Below are 15,378 nucleotides of genomic sequence, written 5' to 3'. Positions count from 1 at the left end.
CTATGGCCCGCATACAGATCATTACTATTATTACCAGCTTACTGTTCCTGCTTTATATTTCAAGGCTGATCATTAAAAGCAAACTGCGTGAGGAGTATGCCATAGTATGGTGCGTATGCACATTCATACTGGTTATATTTTCTTTTTGGCGAGGTGGACTTGAGGTGATGTCAAAACTCTTTGGGGTTTACGAAGCCCCTAACCTGGTATTTACCGCCTGCATTTTTGCCATATTGGTTTATTTACTGCACCTAAGCGTAGTAGCATCAAAACTGCATAAACAAAACAAACAAATGGCGCAGGATATAGCGTTGTTGAAGGCGAAGGTATATAACGAAAAAGTTAATCCTTAACCGCGTCCACAATCAAAGACGTATAGCCTAATTTACCGGCTTGGTTACGTGGGTCATATCTACGTGAGCGGTGAATCATACCACTATCGAGTGTCCAATCGGTATAGTTAAATTTTCCGTTTTCGTCCCAATATTCTAATAACTCAACCCTAAAGCCAGCTTTCTCCAGGCGGCTTTTCATTACATCATAGGTGTACAGTATTTTATGGTCATCGGCACCAACGCCGGTACCGCCAACACGCACCCATTCTATGTATTCTTTATCTGGATTATTACCATCGGGCACCGCAATTCTTAATGTGCCGCCTTTTTGCAAGTAATCATAACAGTTTTGGTTGGATAAGAAAGTCTCTTCGTCAGGTATGTGCTCCCAAACATGTTCGGCCAGTATATTGGTTAGGCGGTTATCGCCAAACAGGCGTTGCCAGTCTGATGCTTTGCTGGCATCCAGAGCATCATATTCAGACAGTATCCATTCTTTTGCCAGTTTAATTTTTGATGAGCCTATGGTTAGCTTTCGTTTTTTTAAGACATAAAAGTTAAACCAGATCTCTAAAGACCCTTTTATTCTCATTAAAATATGCTTTATCATACGGGATACTATTTTTCTATCAGCTACAAATTGCAGCTTCAATTATAGGCATTTTTCTCCCCCTTTTGAAACGCAAAAAGCTCCTTTTTACAGGAGTCTGTTTTGTCACTAAAAATTACTGTAGCCTGTAATGAAAATGTTGTTAACCATTAGTATATTTGTTACACAAGCATTAACCATTCGCTTTATTTCCTGATGTGTAAACAGACTCAAAAGCGTTGCTTTTTTATAGGTATATGCCTCATAATTTCCTTCCAAGCTTGTAACAACACCAATTCTCCGTTAATTAATAAGCAATCGACAAGTAAAACCGCCGCCGAAATTAAAAAACTGATAACTACCGGCAAGCGCGTTGAAACTATTAATAATGACTCTTTACAAATAGTTGCAAAAAGGCTTTATCAACTACAAAAACAAACCGGCGATAATACAGCGCTGGTATATGCCGAGCTATTTGAAGCCAACTATTATTGGCAGGCTGCAAATCATAAAGAAGCCATGCAGCTAAGCATGAAATGCCTGGCTGATGCTGAAAAATATAATGTGCGCCCGGCCAAAATTCAAATACAGGGCACTATAGCTAATCTGCATAAAGAAACAAATAATTACCCTATGGCTTTTAAGGCCGCTGATAATGGGTTAAATATGTCAATTGCTGATAAGGATACCGCGCACATCATTGCTTATTTGGGCCTAAAGGCCATGTTTACACGCGGAGTTAGCCTAAATAATCATCAGCCTGGTACTGATAAAAGCATTGACCTTAACCTGGCTGCTTTAAAAATAGCCGAGTCGAGCCCTAAGTACGAACGGTTGCGCATACGCTTTTACGATAATATTTGCCAGTACTATAAAGATCAGCGCGATTTTGAGAAAGCTTATTATTATGGTAACAAGGGGGTTGAGTTGGCTACTAAATACAATCAGCAGCGCTCTTTAACATACGCATATTCATGGCTTGGCCAGGCTAATTATTTCCAGGGGCATACTGCAAAAGGTATTGAATTATTAAATAAGGCGTTACAAATAGCAGGCGATTTGAAAGAACCATATCGGGTAATGGAAATACACGGGCATATATATGATTGTTATATCGCTACCAAAGATTATAAGAATGCCTTAACATATTATACCCGCATGCGTAGCATGCGCGACTCATTAAAGGTACTTGATAATGTAAAACAAATAAGCGAGCTACAGCTAAAATATGAAACCGCGCAAAAAGACAAGCAAATAACCAGTCTTAATGCAAAAGCCAAATTTCAAACCCTTGAGCGCAATGCTTTTATTGTAGTATTTATTTTATTGGTGGCCATTGCTGTTTTGCTATACATTAAAGAAAGGAAACGAAAAGATCTTTTAGTATCAGAAAAACAATTGCTTAATGAGGAATTGAAAAACGCTGAATTGGAGTTACTTTATTTTACGGATAATCTTAAACAAAAAAACGAGATAATAGAAGAATTTAGGGCCGAGATCGAACATCTGCAATTGCAACATATTGCCGCATCAGATATGGAGAACCTGGAAAACCTGGTAAAGGCCCATATAATGACCGATGAAAATTGGGACAGTTTTAAAAAGTTATTTGCAAAGGTGCATACCGGTTTCTTCACTACCCTGAAACAAAAGTTCCCAAATCTTACTACTACCGATGCACGCATACTATCGCTTATTAAGTTGCAGCTTAGCAATTATGAAATGGCTAATATGCTGGGGATAACGATTGAAGGGATAAAAAAATCCAAGCAACGCCTGCGTAAAAAAATGGAACTTAACAAGGACGAAAATATAGAAAACATTGTAGGGTCTATATAAAAAGGCCTGCGTTTTATTAGATGTCCACCTTTGTTTTTTCATTTTATGGCTAAACACAACATGCTGTCCTTTGTGTTTTACAACCTGCCGCTCTATTTATTTGTCCATTATTTGTCCACATGCAAAATGGATCAAAATCTTTTTAATGCCTTAGTTTTACATAATAGTTAAGCAGCGTAAGCGTTTTATAACCTTATTCAGCATTATCGCGTCTCACACTAAGTAAATTTTAGCAGTATTAGCATGTTTAAACTAAACATTTTTATTGTAGAAGACTCGCCAATAATAGCGGCTGCGCTTAAGCAGTTGGTTGTTAAGCTGGGGCATGCAGTGGTTGGTGTTTCAGAGTCGTATGAAGATGCTGTATTGCAGTTAGAAGGCAAAGATATCGATATTGTTATAACCGATATTATGCTGAGCGGCCAAAAAAGTGGGATTGACCTGGGTGCTTATATTAAAAAGTATTTAAATATTCCGGTTATCTATCAATCATCAATTACAGATACCGTAATTGTTTGCGATGCCATGCGTACAGAGCCCATTGCCTATTTGGTTAAACCTGTAAGACGTGTTGAGTTATCAACCGCCCTTATGAGCGTAGAGGCCGCCTAAATATTACTTAACTACTTCAGCTAATATTTCTACAGACATATCTATCCCATTTACAATATGGGTTGCCTGCTCATAAAACTCTTCACGCTCAGCTAGTTTAACAGCAATAAATGCTACCAATGCATCCCCATGCAAACCTTGAATTAAGGGGCGTGTCGTTTTGCCTTTATCTAGTCGTTCGGCCAAAGTTTTAGGCGATAGTTTTATATACAAGGTTTGCCCGTTAGCATTCATCCACTCCATATTATCAAAAAAGCAGGGCAGCCCGCCACCTGTTGATACTACGACACTCTCGGGGTAGTCGGTTTCTTTTAATATAGACGACTCCAATTGCCGGAAAGCATCTTGTCCATGCGCTTCAAAATATTCGGCAATGGTCATGCCCACCTTGGCCTCCAGTATATGGTCAAGATCTATAAACTCGTAGCCCAGGTGGTTAGCCAGCTTGCGGCTCCAGGTGGTTTTGCCGCAGCCCATAAATCCTATAAAAAATAGCTTCATTGTAATTTTACTCTTGGGTCTATCCAAACATAAACAACATCAACCAAAATATTTATCACCACAAAAATAAAAGCGATAAATAAAATAGAGCCCATCACTACCGGGAAGTCCGACATTTCCAACGCGTTAACCGTTGTTTTGCCCAACCCATTGTAACCAAACACATACTCCACAAAAAAAGAGCCCGCCAGCAAAGATGCAAACCAGGTAGCAATAGCAGTTATAACCGGGTTAAGCGCGTTCTTTAATGCGTGGCGATATATGATCGTGTTATTATTTAATCCTTTAGCTTTAGCGGTGCGGATATAATCCTGGCCCAAAACATCCAGCATGGCATTGCGGGTAAGCTGCACAATAATAGCAAGCGGCCTAAACCCCAGGGTAACCATGGGTAATATTAAATTCTTCCAGGTTATTACCTCGCCTTTAAACGGATCATAGCTATATAAACTGCCGGACATATTAAGGCCCGTATACTTACTCAACACAAACCCAAATATCCAGGCAATGATGATTCCTGCAAAAAAGGAGGGTGCCGAGATACCCAAAGTTGAAAATGCTAGTGCCGAGCGGTCTATCCAGGTATCTTTATGTATAGCACTTATAATACCTAAAAACACACCAATAACAATAGCAAACAGCATAGCCGTTGTAGCCAATATCAAGGTGTTAGGTACCACTTCCAACAAAAGCGAAACAACATCTTTGCTGGTTTGATAAGATCGCCTTAAATAGGGCCATTTTAAGGCAACTACCTTGGCTGATGATATAGCAAACAGCGGGATATAGTGATAGCGTAACCGTTCTACAGGCGTATTTAAATGAATACCTATAGCCGATAGATCATTCATATAATAAGCAAACTGAACAGGTATGGGTTTATCCAGCCCAAACTCTTTGCGTATGGTTTGCAGCGACTGCACATCAGCACGCTGGCCTTGCGTCATACGGGCAGGGTCAACAGGTAAAATATTGAACAGAAAAAAAACCACTACCACAATACCCAGCATTACTGCCGAGCCATAAAAAAATTTACGAATGAGGTAGTTGATCATTGTTTCTGCAAGTATTCTTTTACCAAATGGTCGTAATCAGGCACGGTATGGTAATGCCATTTATTAATAATAGTGCCGTTTTTAAGTAAGATGATACCGGGGTTTGACCGCACCATTGATTTTAGCGGAACACCGTCAGCATAAAATATCTCGCTTATTAAATGGTATTGCTTTGCAAAAGCCGCCGCGTCTGCCGGCGAAGCCGACGTAAGCAATATGGTACGCATATTAAAACTTGCCGTTAAATTAGCGGCCAATGCGTTTAAACGGTTTATAGCCGCGCCATCGGTTTTCTTTAGATCATACGCTACTATCCAAAGGCTGTAAAACGGATTGCCGAGCAATTCTGTTGTATAATCATTACGTTGTGCATCTTGTATAGAAAGGTCGCGTATTTTAGGCTCAAAACCTTTTTTAATCAGTTTGCTTTCCGGGGTACCTTGTATCTCCCAGTTATTGTCTTTCCAGATACCGGTTTTAAGGTATTCTTTATCAGTCATTGACCGGGTTTCGCCTGTCTTTTTATTTTTTAAGTTGTAAGTCGACTCAAACTCATCTGGCACGGCACCCGGCGGGGTTTTCATTTCGTCCGGGATATTAGCGCCAACTTTATACGGCAAAAAATCAACTATAGGTAAAAAGCTATATGTATAAAACCCAAAACCTACCGATAGCACTATAGAAATAATAAATAAACGTTCGCCGGTTTTAGGGCCAAATATTGGCTTTATGTTTTCTTTGTTTTTAAATATTACTATAATCAACAGCAGCAATACCAAATCTTTACTGAATGATTGCCATGGTGTTAACGGAATAGCATCGCCAAAGCAGCCACAGGTTTGCACCACTTTAAAAAACGCCGAGTAGAATGTTAAAAAGGCAAAGAAGATAATAATCAGCAATAAGCCCCAGGCTACCTTTTTAGCACGAACGCCTATAAGCAAAGCAAAACCCAATATCATTTCCATAGCGCAAAGCAAAATGGCAAAGCAAAGCGCCAACTCGTTTAAAAAGGTTATATGGAAAACCTCGAAGTATTCTTCTAATTTATAGGAGAAGCCCAGCGGATCATTAGCTTTGATCAGGCCTGAGAAGATAAACAGCAAGCCTACAGCGATCCGGCAGAACCACAATAATCCATTCTTCATTGTACGCCCAATTTGATCAACGCAAATACCGAGTAATTTAAAATATCCTGATAGTTAGCCTTTATTCCTTCGGATGCAAGGGTAAGGCCCTTATTGTCTTCAATTTGTTTAACCCGCAACAGCTTCATTAATATCAGATCAGTTAATGAGCTTATGCGCATATCGCGCCAGGCTTCGCCGTAGTCATGGTTTTTGGCAAACATCAGCTCTTTTGTTTCTTTAACCTTGTCGTCAAATAAGCGGCCCACATGGTCGGGTGCAAGCTCAACCGGGGTTTCGGCGGTACACTCCAGCTGCATCATGGCAATAACGCAATAGTTAACTATGCCAATATATTCGCCGGTAATATCCTCACCTACTTTTGAGATCTGTTTTTCTTCGAGCGTACGTATCCGCTGCGCTTTAATAAATATTTGGTCGGTTATAGACTCTAAACGCAATATGCGCCAGGCGGTACCATAATCATGCGTTTTTTTCATGAAAAGGCCTTTGCAGATATTAATTACGGCTTCGTATTCGGCTGATGTATTGTTCAAGATATTCTTTTTACAGTTATATGAATAATAATATAACCCTAAAGACCTCCGGCCTTCGGCCTTGCTTGCGTCATGGGAAAGGGGTTGTATTAGTCAAATCAAAAGTTTAAAGATATAAGCTAACTTTACAACGTTTAAACTTGAAATTGCTATTACAACCAGTGGCTAAAGATACATTTTTTCATAAAAAGACTACGCTAAACGTAGCGGGTAAACTCATAGATTTATCCACACCAAAAGTAATGGGCATAATTAACCTTACGCCCGATTCTTTTTATGCCGATAGCCGTCAACCCTCTATAGCAGATGCCTTACAGCAAGCCGAAAAAATGCTGGCCGATGGCGCTACGTTTCTTGATCTGGGCGCTTATTCATCGCGCCCCGGCGCTGACGATATTTCTGTACAGGAAGAAATGGACCGGCTGTTGCCAGTTGTTGAGGCTATTGTTACTAAGCTCCCTGGTGCTATTTTATCAATCGATACCTTTCGCGCGCAAGTTGCCGAGGCGGCTATAAAAGCGGGGGCACATATTATTAATGATATATCAGGCGGGCAATTAGATGCGGATATGTTTACTACTATGGCCCGTTTAAACGCGCCTTACATACTGATGCACATGAAAGGCAACCCTAAAACCATGAATAGCCTTGCCAATTATGAGGATGTGTTTAATGAGGTGCTCGACTATTTTGTTGACTACTATAACCAGCTTAAACAATTAGGGATAAATGATGTAATTATTGATCCCGGTTTTGGGTTTGCCAAAAAGCCGGTACATGGTTATGCGTTATTAAACAGGTTGGATGAGTTTAACCGGTTAGGCTTACCTATACTGGCAGGTGTATCACGCAAAAAAATGATCTATAGTTTACTGGGCGGTACTGCTGCCGATGCTTTAAATGGCACTACGGTTTTAAACACCATCGCCCTTACTAAGGGCGCTAATATATTGAGGGTACATGATGTTAAAGAAGCTGTTGAGGTTGTGAAGATCTGGGAGGTTGTGAATACCTGATTGTGCTTGTTTCACGAAATAGTAAAACAAGTTTTGAGTTAACTAATTGATAAATAGCCTTTTGTAAAAACGAGATGAAACAAAATGAAACAACCTAAACGTCAGTAACTTTACGTGTACTAGTTAGTTTATTTATTGATAATCAATCTCTTGTATTTTGTTCGGCTTTAGGGGTGTGAAACAGCTAAAAATAAAACAGATGAAACAACTTTTTTAGCCTAAATCTTAAACTCGTACTGCAAAAAACAGGTGCTGACAAAATAGCGCCACCATCATTTATATACAAACACCGTATCTTCACAGATATCATAAATAGCGCCCAATTAATAGTAAAACATGCCTTCAATAGTTGTAAAAACTTGATGACAATAAAGGCTGCACTAAAAAATAGATCAACTTTATAAAATGAAAAAGCAAAGTGTGTATAAATTAATGTTGGTTGCGGCCCTAACAGCAACCGGGTTAATATCCTGGACAAACAAGCCTGTGCCAAAGAAAGTAGCAGCAGATCGCCCCAATATTATTATTATTTTAACGGATGATATGGGTTTTAGCGATGTCGCTTGTTTCGGCGGCAACTTTGTACCTACACCCAATATAGATCGCATTGCCCAAAACGGGCGCAAGTTTACGCAGTACTATAGCGCCGCGCCAATATGCTCACCATCGCGTGTGGGCATGTTAACCGGCATGAACCCGGCACGTTGGAACTTCTCTACTTATTTAGATAACCGGCAACACAATAAAAATGCCGAGCAGGCCGATTTCCTTGATCCGTCCGCACCATCAATCGCGCGCATATTTAAAAACGCGGGGTATGCAACCGGGCATTTCGGCAAGTGGCACATGGGTGGTGGCCGCGATGTAAAAAATGCGCCGGGATTTGAAAACTATGGCATTGATGAGCATAACAGCACCTATGAGAGCCCCGACCCTGATCCTCTGCTTACCGCTACCAACTGGATCTGGTCTGACAAAGACAGCATTAAAAGATGGGATCGCACTAAATACTTTGTTGATAAAACTTTAGCTTTTATGCAAAAGCATAAGGGCCAGCCTTGTTTTGTAAATTTTTGGCCCGATGATGTGCATACGCCCTGGGTGCCACGAAAAGAAACCGAATACACCGGCAAATATCCTATGAACCCCGAAGAAGAGGCCGCCTTTAAATTGGTATTAAAAGAATACGATGTGCAAATAGGCCGCCTATTGGATGGCTTGAAAACTATGGGGCTTGATAAAAACACCATCGTAATTTTTACCAGCGATAATGGTCCGCTGCCAAGTTTTAGGGGAAGCCGGGCTATGGGATTAAGAGGGTCTAAACTATCGTTATATGAAGGTGGTACGCGTATGCCATTTATTATACAGTGGCCGGGCCACGTACCGGCCGGAACGATTGATGAAACTTCTGAACTAAGCTCGACCGATCTACTACCAACTCTTACCAAATTTGCAGGCGTCAGTTTACCTGTAGGTTATAAAGGCGATGGCATGGACCGGGGCGCGGCATTACTAGGCAAACCATCGTTAAGAGGCAAAGATCTGTTTTGGGAGTATGGCCGCAATGCTACCGGCTTTGCTTATCCAAGGCCGATAGATAAAAGCCCTAATTTAGCTGTCAGATCAGGCGAGTGGAAGCTGTTAATGAATAATGATGGCAGCGATATACAGCTATACAACATCCTTAAAGACAGAAAAGAAACAACCAACGAGGCAGCTAACGAGCCTCAAAAGGTAGCCCAATTAAAAGAAAAACTAATGGCCTGGTGGTTAACCATGCCACGTTTAAAATAAATGTTATGATGATGATGATATTTAACAAACGACACGTTATAAAAGGCGTAATGATCTCGACAGTACTTTTAGGTGCAGGCGCTTTACTGGCATTAAAGCCATCGCCTGCCAAACCTATAAAACAAAAGGATAAGCGTCCTAACATCGTATTTATCATGGCTGATGATCTGACCATGACCGATATTGGCCCCTTTGGCAGCACCCAGGTGCATACCCCTAATATGGACCGCCTGGCCCGCGAAGGTGTTTGTCTGGATAATATGTTTAATATGGTACCCGTATGCTCGCCAACCCGGCAATCGCTTTTAACCGGATTAGGCCCGGTACGCAACGGCGCGTATCCTAACCATACCATGATCTATAAGGGCATAAAAACATTGCCGGTATATTTAAAACAACTGGGTTATAACGCGGCTATTATAGGTAAAAGGCATTACGCCCCAGACGAATCATACCCGTTTGACTTTTTGGGCGGCCGCGATGAAGACAACGGCTCTGGTATAGATATTGATTTGAGCAAGGCTGACGAGTGGGTAAAAAAATCAACCGACAAACCTTTCTATTTAATGTTTACCAGCAATCAGCCGCATGAGCCTTATACCCGCGGTAACCAATCGGCCTATGATCCGGAAAAAGTAAAACTGGGCCCCAACATGGTTGATACCAAACTTACCCGCAGGCGCATGGCAAAATACTTTGCCGAGATAACCTATTTGGATAGTTTGATAGGCGTTTGTTTAGACATTGTTAAACGCACCGGCCAGGAAAACAATACCATCATCATGTTCGCTACAGAACAGGGCAACTCGTTCCCTTTCTCCAAATGGACTTTGTATGATCAGGGCCTGCATTCAGGCTTTATAGCCAAATGGCCCGGAAGGATCCAGCCGGGTACCCGCAACCCGGCCATGCTGGAGTATATTGACATTACACCTACACTGATAGATATTGCAGGCGGCGATCCCACTAAAATAAACACCGGGTCAAAAGACGGAAACGGTAACATGGGGTTTGACGGTGTCAGCTTTAAAAAGGTATTATTAGGGCAGCAAACACATGTGCGCGATTATGTTTTTGCCGAGGAAACCACGCGCGGCATTATTCAAGGTAGTGATGCTTATGCTATCCGGTCGGCAAGGAGCAAGCAGTTTTTGTATATCCACAATTTAAATTTTACCGAAAAGTTTAAGAACACGGTAGTTAGGATGCCGTTTTTTAAAGAGTGGCAGGAGGCCAACGCGGCTCGTTCTAATTATTACCAGGTGCGCCCCGAGGAAGAATTGTATGACGTGGTAAATGATCCTTTTGATTTGAAGAACCTGGCCGATGACCCTAAGTATGCCCCGACCAAAGCTAAGTTAAAAGCTAAACTGACCGAGTTTATGAAACAACAAAATGACGAAGGTATAGCAACCGAAATGAAAGCGTTCAGCCGTCAGCCTAAAACCGGCGCGGTGGATTAATAAATACAGAAACCGTAAATAAATAATAATTTAGGCGCTTTATAACCTATTGCCATGAAACATAACAAACGCTATTTATTACTGCCGATTGTTGGTATTGCCGTAGCCTGCTTAATTGCCTGGACTAATAAACCAAAGCCCGTTCAGCAACAACCCAAACGCCCCAACATTATTGTGATCCTGGCTGATGACCTGGGTTTTAGTGATGTGGGTTGCTATGGCGGTGAGATCAATACGCCCAATATTAACTACTTGGCACAGAACGGAATCCGTTATACTAATTTTTATAATACATCGCGCTGCTGCCCAACGCGTGCATCGTTGCTTACGGGCTTATACAATCATCAGGCTGGTATTGGTAAAATGACGGATGCCGAGGATGAGCCCGGCTACCTGGGCCATATCACCGAAAACGCGGTTACGCTGGCCGAGGTATTGAAAACGGCTGGCTATCATACCGCTATGTCGGGCAAGTGGCATGTGTCAAACACCAACGGTCAGCCTGATGCAAAAGAACAACTAGCCTGGCTGGATCATCATAAAGTGTACCCCGAATTTTCACCCATCAGCCAGTATCCAACTAGCCGTGGGTTCGAGAAATACTTTGGCACTATTTGGGGTGTGGTTGATTTTTTTGATCCGTTTAGTTTGGTTAGCGGCACTAAACCAATTACCTCGGTACCTAAAAACTATTATCATACCGATGCGATAAACGATACTGCGGTAGCTTATATTAAGGGTTTTTCCAAAACCAAACAGCCTTTCTTTTTATACGTAGCAGAGAATGCGCCGCATTGGCCGTTAATGGCTAAACCGCAGGACATTGCTAAATATAAAGACGTGTACAAAGGCGGCTGGGATGCTATCCGTGAAGCACGCTATCAAAAAATGATAAAGTTAGGGTTGATCGACCCTAAAACCACCAAACTTTCGCCACGCTGGAACGGCGATCTGAAGTGGGAGAATAATCCCGATAAGGATTATGATGCACAATTGATGGCTATCCACGCCGCCATGATAGATTGTATGGACCAGGGAATTGGTCGTATTATTAACGCTTTAAAACAAACCGGGCAACTGGATAATACGCTGATTGTTTTCTTATCAGACAATGGTGCCAGCGCGGAGAGCGCGGCAGGCTACGGTCCCGGTTTTGACCGGCCTGACGAAACCCGCGATGGAAGAAAGATCAGCTATTCGTTAAAGAAAGATAATATTCCGGGTACAGAATTAGTTTATTCATCAATTGGGCAGCGTTGGGCCAATGTGGCCAATACGCCTTACAGGTTATGGAAAGCAGAGTCGTACGAGGGCGGTTTGCATACCCCTATGATAGCGTTTTGGCCAAAGGGTATAACCGCGCCAAAAGGCAGCTTTAACAAGCAGGTAGGCCACGTAATGGATTTTATGACAACGTTTACAGAGCTGGCAGGAGCAACTTATCCAAAAACATACAAAGGCCATCCTATACCGCCAACACCGGGTATTAGTTTAGTATCTTCGTTTGAAGGAAAAGCCATTGCAGGGCACGAAGAAATATTTAATGAGCATTTCCAGGCACGCTATGCACGAGTTGGTGATTGGAAGTTGGTATCGACAAGTGACCATAACTGGCATTTATTTAACCTGGCCGAGGACAGAAGCGAAACAAATGATCTTAAAGATCAACATCCCGATAAGGTAAAACATTTAGACAGCCTTTGGCAGCAATGGGCGCATACCCACATGGTATTGCCAAAACCCGGTCAAAGAAAAAAATAAGCAACTATTGCAATATGGTTTTTAAACAACACTCGTATTTAATATTTTCGGCAATTATATTGGCAATTGGCTTTACCGCCTGTAAACAAAAACCCAACACAGTTGTCGTTGTTAAAAAGCCGGTTGCGGCAACTAAGTCCGCGGTTTGTTGCGAGTCTAATATCCCTGCCAGGTTTCCGGGGTTATCAGGTCCGGCAGGAAGTAAGACGGCCATTGATAAATCACATAAAGGAATGGTTTGGATAAAAGGCGGCACATTTGGCATGGGCGGCGATAATAAACAAGCCAGCCCTGATGAATATCCCAAACATAAAGTAACCGTAAACGGGTTTTGGATAGATGCTACCGAAGTAACCAACGCGCAATTTGACAAGTTTGTAAAAGCAACTGGCTACGTTACCACTGCCGAAAAGAAACCGGATTGGGAAGAACTTAAAAAACAAGTACCCCCAGGCACGCCCAAGCCTGATGATAAATTATTGGTTGCCGCCTCATTGGTATTTAACCAACCCGCCCGCCCGGTAAACTTAAATGATTACAGCCAATGGTGGACCTGGAAAAACGGAGCCAGCTGGAAACACCCGCATGGGCCGGAAAGTAATATTAAAGGTAAAGAGAATTATCCGGTAGTACACATATCCTGGTTTGATGCCGTAGCTTATTGCAAATGGGCCGGCAAGCGTTTACCAACTGAAGCCGAATGGGAATGGGCCGCTCGCGGAGGTTTGAACAATAAAATATATCCATGGGGTGATGAGGCGGTGGATGCCGGAACACCCAAAGCCAATACCTGGCAAGGCGATTTCCCAAATAAAAACACGTTGAAGGATAAATTCTTTTTTGCTGCACCGGTAGCCTCATTTAAACCTAACGGCTATGGCTTATATGATATGGCCGGTAATGTTTGGGAGTGGTGTGCCGATTATTACAACAACAAATACTATGAAACCATAAACAAACCGCAGGGAGTTACCAACCCACAAGGACCAGCTACAAGCTATGATCCGGACGAGCCCTATGCAAAAAAGCGGGTTATCCGTGGCGGTTCTTTCTTGTGTAATGACAGCTATTGCTCAGGCTACCGCGTTGCCCGCAGGATGAAAAGCACCGAGGATAGCGGCATGGAGCATTTGGGCTTTAGGTGCGTGCAAGATTAAACATTATTTGTTTTATAATTCGGTTGCCAAATATTAATTATAACAGATGCTCGTCAGATCCTGATCATTGTGTATTATATTTAATAGCCCATTTAACCATTTCTGAAATTGGTTAGAATCCAGGCCACTGACGCCATTATCAGTAAATATTTTAAGCTTGTTCAGCTTATTTTTTTCACAACACTGCCTGATCTCTATTTCCTGGTTATTTAAAACATCACTTGTGGATCTATGTCGGCGTTTTTCACGGCCAACTCGGAAAAATATATAAGTGCTTCAATATTTTTTTATACTTTTAAAAAACGTTGTCCAGGCATAGCCTGCAATCTTAACCAACTATAAAAGAGCTTACAATTACACGCTATCATGAAACGGATATTAGCCATAATTCCATTTTTATTATTGTTTCATACTGCGTTTTCAAATAAAAGCTATGATACCCTTTTATCAAAGCTCAATTCTACATTGGATAAAAAAAAATCGTATGATGATGAAAAGCTGAAAGGAATTGAAAAGTTGCAAAATAGTTTATATGCAGCAAGCAACGGAGATCTGAACTTAAAATATGCTATTTATTTAAAACTTTATCATGAATATAAAAGCTTTAATTATGCACAGGCATTTAGCTATGCGCAAAAACTACAGCAAACAGGTCGTTTATTAAATGACCCGGTAAAAATTGCCTTCAGCAGAATCAAGCTTGGATTTATCCTGCTTTCATCAGGCATGTTTAAAGAAACATTCGACTCGTTAAAAACTGTTAATGTTAAATTACTGGATAATGAAGCTAAAAAGGAATATTATTTTTTGACCGCCCGAACGTACTATGACCTGGCGGATTTTGATAAGGATAACTATTTCACGCTCATCTATAATGACAATGCAGGAAAATATATTGATTCGGCAGCTGCATTGTGTAACAGAAACTCTTTTGAATATATTTATTATAACGGATTAAAATATTTAAAAACCGGCAATACAAGTAAGGCTGTTGATGAGTTAAAAATGCTTATTGACCATTACCGTTTAACAGACCACGAGTTTGCAGTTACTGCCTCAACTTTAAGTGATATCTACATACGGAAAAATACACCTGATAAGGCCATTGAGCTATTAATTACCGCTGCTATGGCTGATGTACGGTCGTCTACAAAGGAAGCTGCAGCAATGACGACTTTAGCCCAATTATTGTATAAAAACGGCGATGTGAAAAATGCCTATGTATACATTAAACAAGCTATGGACGATGCTATATTTTACGGTGCCAGGCAGCGGAAATTGCAGGTAAGTGCCATATTACCCGTTATTGCCAGCGACAGGATAAATAATGAAATGGAACAAAAACGCGCATTGTTTTTCTTTGCATCATTGTTAACGGTATTGATATGTGTGGTAATAGTGTTTGCGGTTATTATTTACAAGCAACTGCAAAAGTTAAGAACTGCTGATAAAATAATTTTAGAAACAAACCATAATCTGCAAAATACCATTATCGAATTAAACGAAGCAAATACAATAAAAGAAGAATATATTGGCTATTACTTTAATCTTATTTCTGAATACATTGAT

General features: G+C 41.2%; 14 protein-coding genes. 9 read left to right on the top strand and 5 right to left on the bottom strand.

Translation table 11 applies throughout. From position 1 onward, the window contains the following. The first annotated feature begins 2 nt into the window (after positions 1 to 2). Positions 3 to 353, top strand: a complete 351-nt coding sequence (locus JWQ34_RS17860; RefSeq protein ID WP_299359619.1) for a DUF2304 domain-containing protein — start codon at positions 3 to 5, stop codon at positions 351 to 353. Here JWQ34_RS17860 and JWQ34_RS17855 read toward each other — a convergent pair. Continuing rightward, complete coding sequence (locus JWQ34_RS17855; protein WP_299359618.1) at positions 343 to 927, bottom strand: hypothetical protein; 585 nt, start codon at positions 925 to 927, stop codon at positions 343 to 345. The two genes, JWQ34_RS17860 and JWQ34_RS17855, sit on opposite strands and share 11 nt — an antisense overlap. Before the next feature lie 213 nt (positions 928 to 1,140). On the opposite strand from JWQ34_RS17855, the gene JWQ34_RS17850 reads away from it, so the two are divergent. Further along, positions 1,141 to 2,763, top strand: a complete 1,623-nt coding sequence (locus JWQ34_RS17850) for a hypothetical protein (protein ID WP_299359616.1) — start codon at positions 1,141 to 1,143, stop codon at positions 2,761 to 2,763. Positions 2,764 to 3,006: 243 nt separating this feature from the next. After that, on the top strand, positions 3,007 to 3,375 hold the full coding sequence (locus JWQ34_RS17845; protein WP_299359614.1) for a response regulator: 369 nt from the start codon (positions 3,007 to 3,009) through the stop codon (positions 3,373 to 3,375). Positions 3,376 to 3,378: 3 nt separating this feature from the next. Here JWQ34_RS17845 and JWQ34_RS17840 read toward each other — a convergent pair whose 3' ends face one another. Genes JWQ34_RS17840 through JWQ34_RS17825 form a run of 4 tightly spaced genes read right to left on the bottom strand, consistent with a single transcriptional unit; the run spans position 3,379 to position 6,618 of the window. After that, positions 3,379 to 3,876, bottom strand: coding sequence for a shikimate kinase (locus tag JWQ34_RS17840; protein ID WP_299359611.1), 498 nt, complete (start codon positions 3,874 to 3,876; stop codon positions 3,379 to 3,381). Next, positions 3,873 to 4,931, bottom strand: coding sequence for an ABC transporter permease (locus JWQ34_RS17835; protein WP_299359608.1), 1,059 nt, complete (start codon positions 4,929 to 4,931; stop codon positions 3,873 to 3,875). Before JWQ34_RS17835 ends, JWQ34_RS17840 begins: the two co-directional genes overlap by 4 nt. Continuing rightward, positions 4,928 to 6,079, bottom strand: coding sequence for a BT_3928 family protein (locus tag JWQ34_RS17830; protein WP_299359606.1), 1,152 nt, complete (start codon positions 6,077 to 6,079; stop codon positions 4,928 to 4,930). Before JWQ34_RS17830 ends, JWQ34_RS17835 begins: the two co-directional genes overlap by 4 nt. Continuing rightward, complete coding sequence (locus JWQ34_RS17825; RefSeq protein ID WP_299360182.1) at positions 6,076 to 6,618, bottom strand: DUF1599 domain-containing protein; 543 nt, start codon at positions 6,616 to 6,618, stop codon at positions 6,076 to 6,078. Before JWQ34_RS17825 ends, JWQ34_RS17830 begins: the two co-directional genes overlap by 4 nt. Positions 6,619 to 6,776: 158 nt before the next feature. Between JWQ34_RS17825 and folP the strand changes: the two genes are divergently transcribed. From folP to JWQ34_RS17795, 6 genes are all read left to right on the top strand, one after another. Next, on the top strand, positions 6,777 to 7,631 hold the full coding sequence (folP, locus tag JWQ34_RS17820) for a dihydropteroate synthase (RefSeq protein WP_299360181.1): 855 nt from the start codon (positions 6,777 to 6,779) through the stop codon (positions 7,629 to 7,631). A 405-nt stretch (positions 7,632 to 8,036) separates the two neighbouring features. Next, the gene (locus JWQ34_RS17815; RefSeq protein WP_299359604.1) at positions 8,037 to 9,428 is read left to right on the top strand and encodes a sulfatase-like hydrolase/transferase; all 1,392 of its coding nucleotides are present in this window, start codon (positions 8,037 to 8,039) and stop codon (positions 9,426 to 9,428) included. Continuing rightward, complete coding sequence (locus JWQ34_RS17810) at positions 9,401 to 10,891, top strand: sulfatase (protein WP_299359602.1); 1,491 nt, start codon at positions 9,401 to 9,403, stop codon at positions 10,889 to 10,891. The genes JWQ34_RS17815 and JWQ34_RS17810 overlap by 28 nt, the downstream gene beginning before the upstream one ends. Positions 10,892 to 10,945: 54 nt before the next feature. Next, positions 10,946 to 12,652, top strand: coding sequence for an arylsulfatase (locus JWQ34_RS17805; RefSeq protein ID WP_299359599.1), 1,707 nt, complete (start codon positions 10,946 to 10,948; stop codon positions 12,650 to 12,652). After that, on the top strand, positions 12,601 to 13,809 hold the full coding sequence (locus tag JWQ34_RS17800; protein ID WP_299359597.1) for a formylglycine-generating enzyme family protein: 1,209 nt from the start codon (positions 12,601 to 12,603) through the stop codon (positions 13,807 to 13,809). The genes JWQ34_RS17805 and JWQ34_RS17800 overlap by 52 nt, the downstream gene beginning before the upstream one ends. Before the next feature lie 366 nt (positions 13,810 to 14,175). Then, positions 14,176 to 15,378 (top strand): DUF6377 domain-containing protein (locus JWQ34_RS17795; protein WP_299359594.1); only part of this gene is annotated, 1,203 nt, incomplete at its 3' end.

Origin of the sequence: Mucilaginibacter sp. (assembly GCF_028288185.1) — a bacterium.
Taxonomy (GTDB): Bacteria; Bacteroidota; Bacteroidia; order Sphingobacteriales; family Sphingobacteriaceae; genus Mucilaginibacter.
This window is presented reverse-complemented; position numbering and strand designations above follow the sequence as displayed.

Bases quoted from the DNA above. Each gene is read 5' to 3' on its own strand.
- JWQ34_RS17840 (WP_299359611.1), bottom strand. From the start codon at position 3,876: ATGAAGCTATTTTTTATAGGATTTATGGGCTGCGGCAAAACCACCTGG.
- JWQ34_RS17845 (WP_299359614.1), top strand. From the start codon at position 3,007: ATGTTTAAACTAAACATTTTTATTGTAGAAGACTCGCCAATAATAGCG.
- JWQ34_RS17850 (WP_299359616.1), top strand. From the start codon at position 1,141: ATGTGTAAACAGACTCAAAAGCGTTGCTTTTTTATAGGTATATGCCTC.
- JWQ34_RS17860 (WP_299359619.1), top strand. From the start codon at position 3: ATGGCCCGCATACAGATCATTACTATTATTACCAGCTTACTGTTCCTG.
- JWQ34_RS17835 (WP_299359608.1), bottom strand. From the start codon at position 4,931: ATGATCAACTACCTCATTCGTAAATTTTTTTATGGCTCGGCAGTAATG.
- JWQ34_RS17830 (WP_299359606.1), bottom strand. From the start codon at position 6,079: ATGAAGAATGGATTATTGTGGTTCTGCCGGATCGCTGTAGGCTTGCTG.
- JWQ34_RS17800 (WP_299359597.1), top strand. From the start codon at position 12,601: ATGGGCGCATACCCACATGGTATTGCCAAAACCCGGTCAAAGAAAAAA.
- JWQ34_RS17815 (WP_299359604.1), top strand. From the start codon at position 8,037: ATGAAAAAGCAAAGTGTGTATAAATTAATGTTGGTTGCGGCCCTAACA.
- JWQ34_RS17805 (WP_299359599.1), top strand. From the start codon at position 10,946: ATGAAACATAACAAACGCTATTTATTACTGCCGATTGTTGGTATTGCC.
- JWQ34_RS17855 (WP_299359618.1), bottom strand. From the start codon at position 927: ATGAGAATAAAAGGGTCTTTAGAGATCTGGTTTAACTTTTATGTCTTA.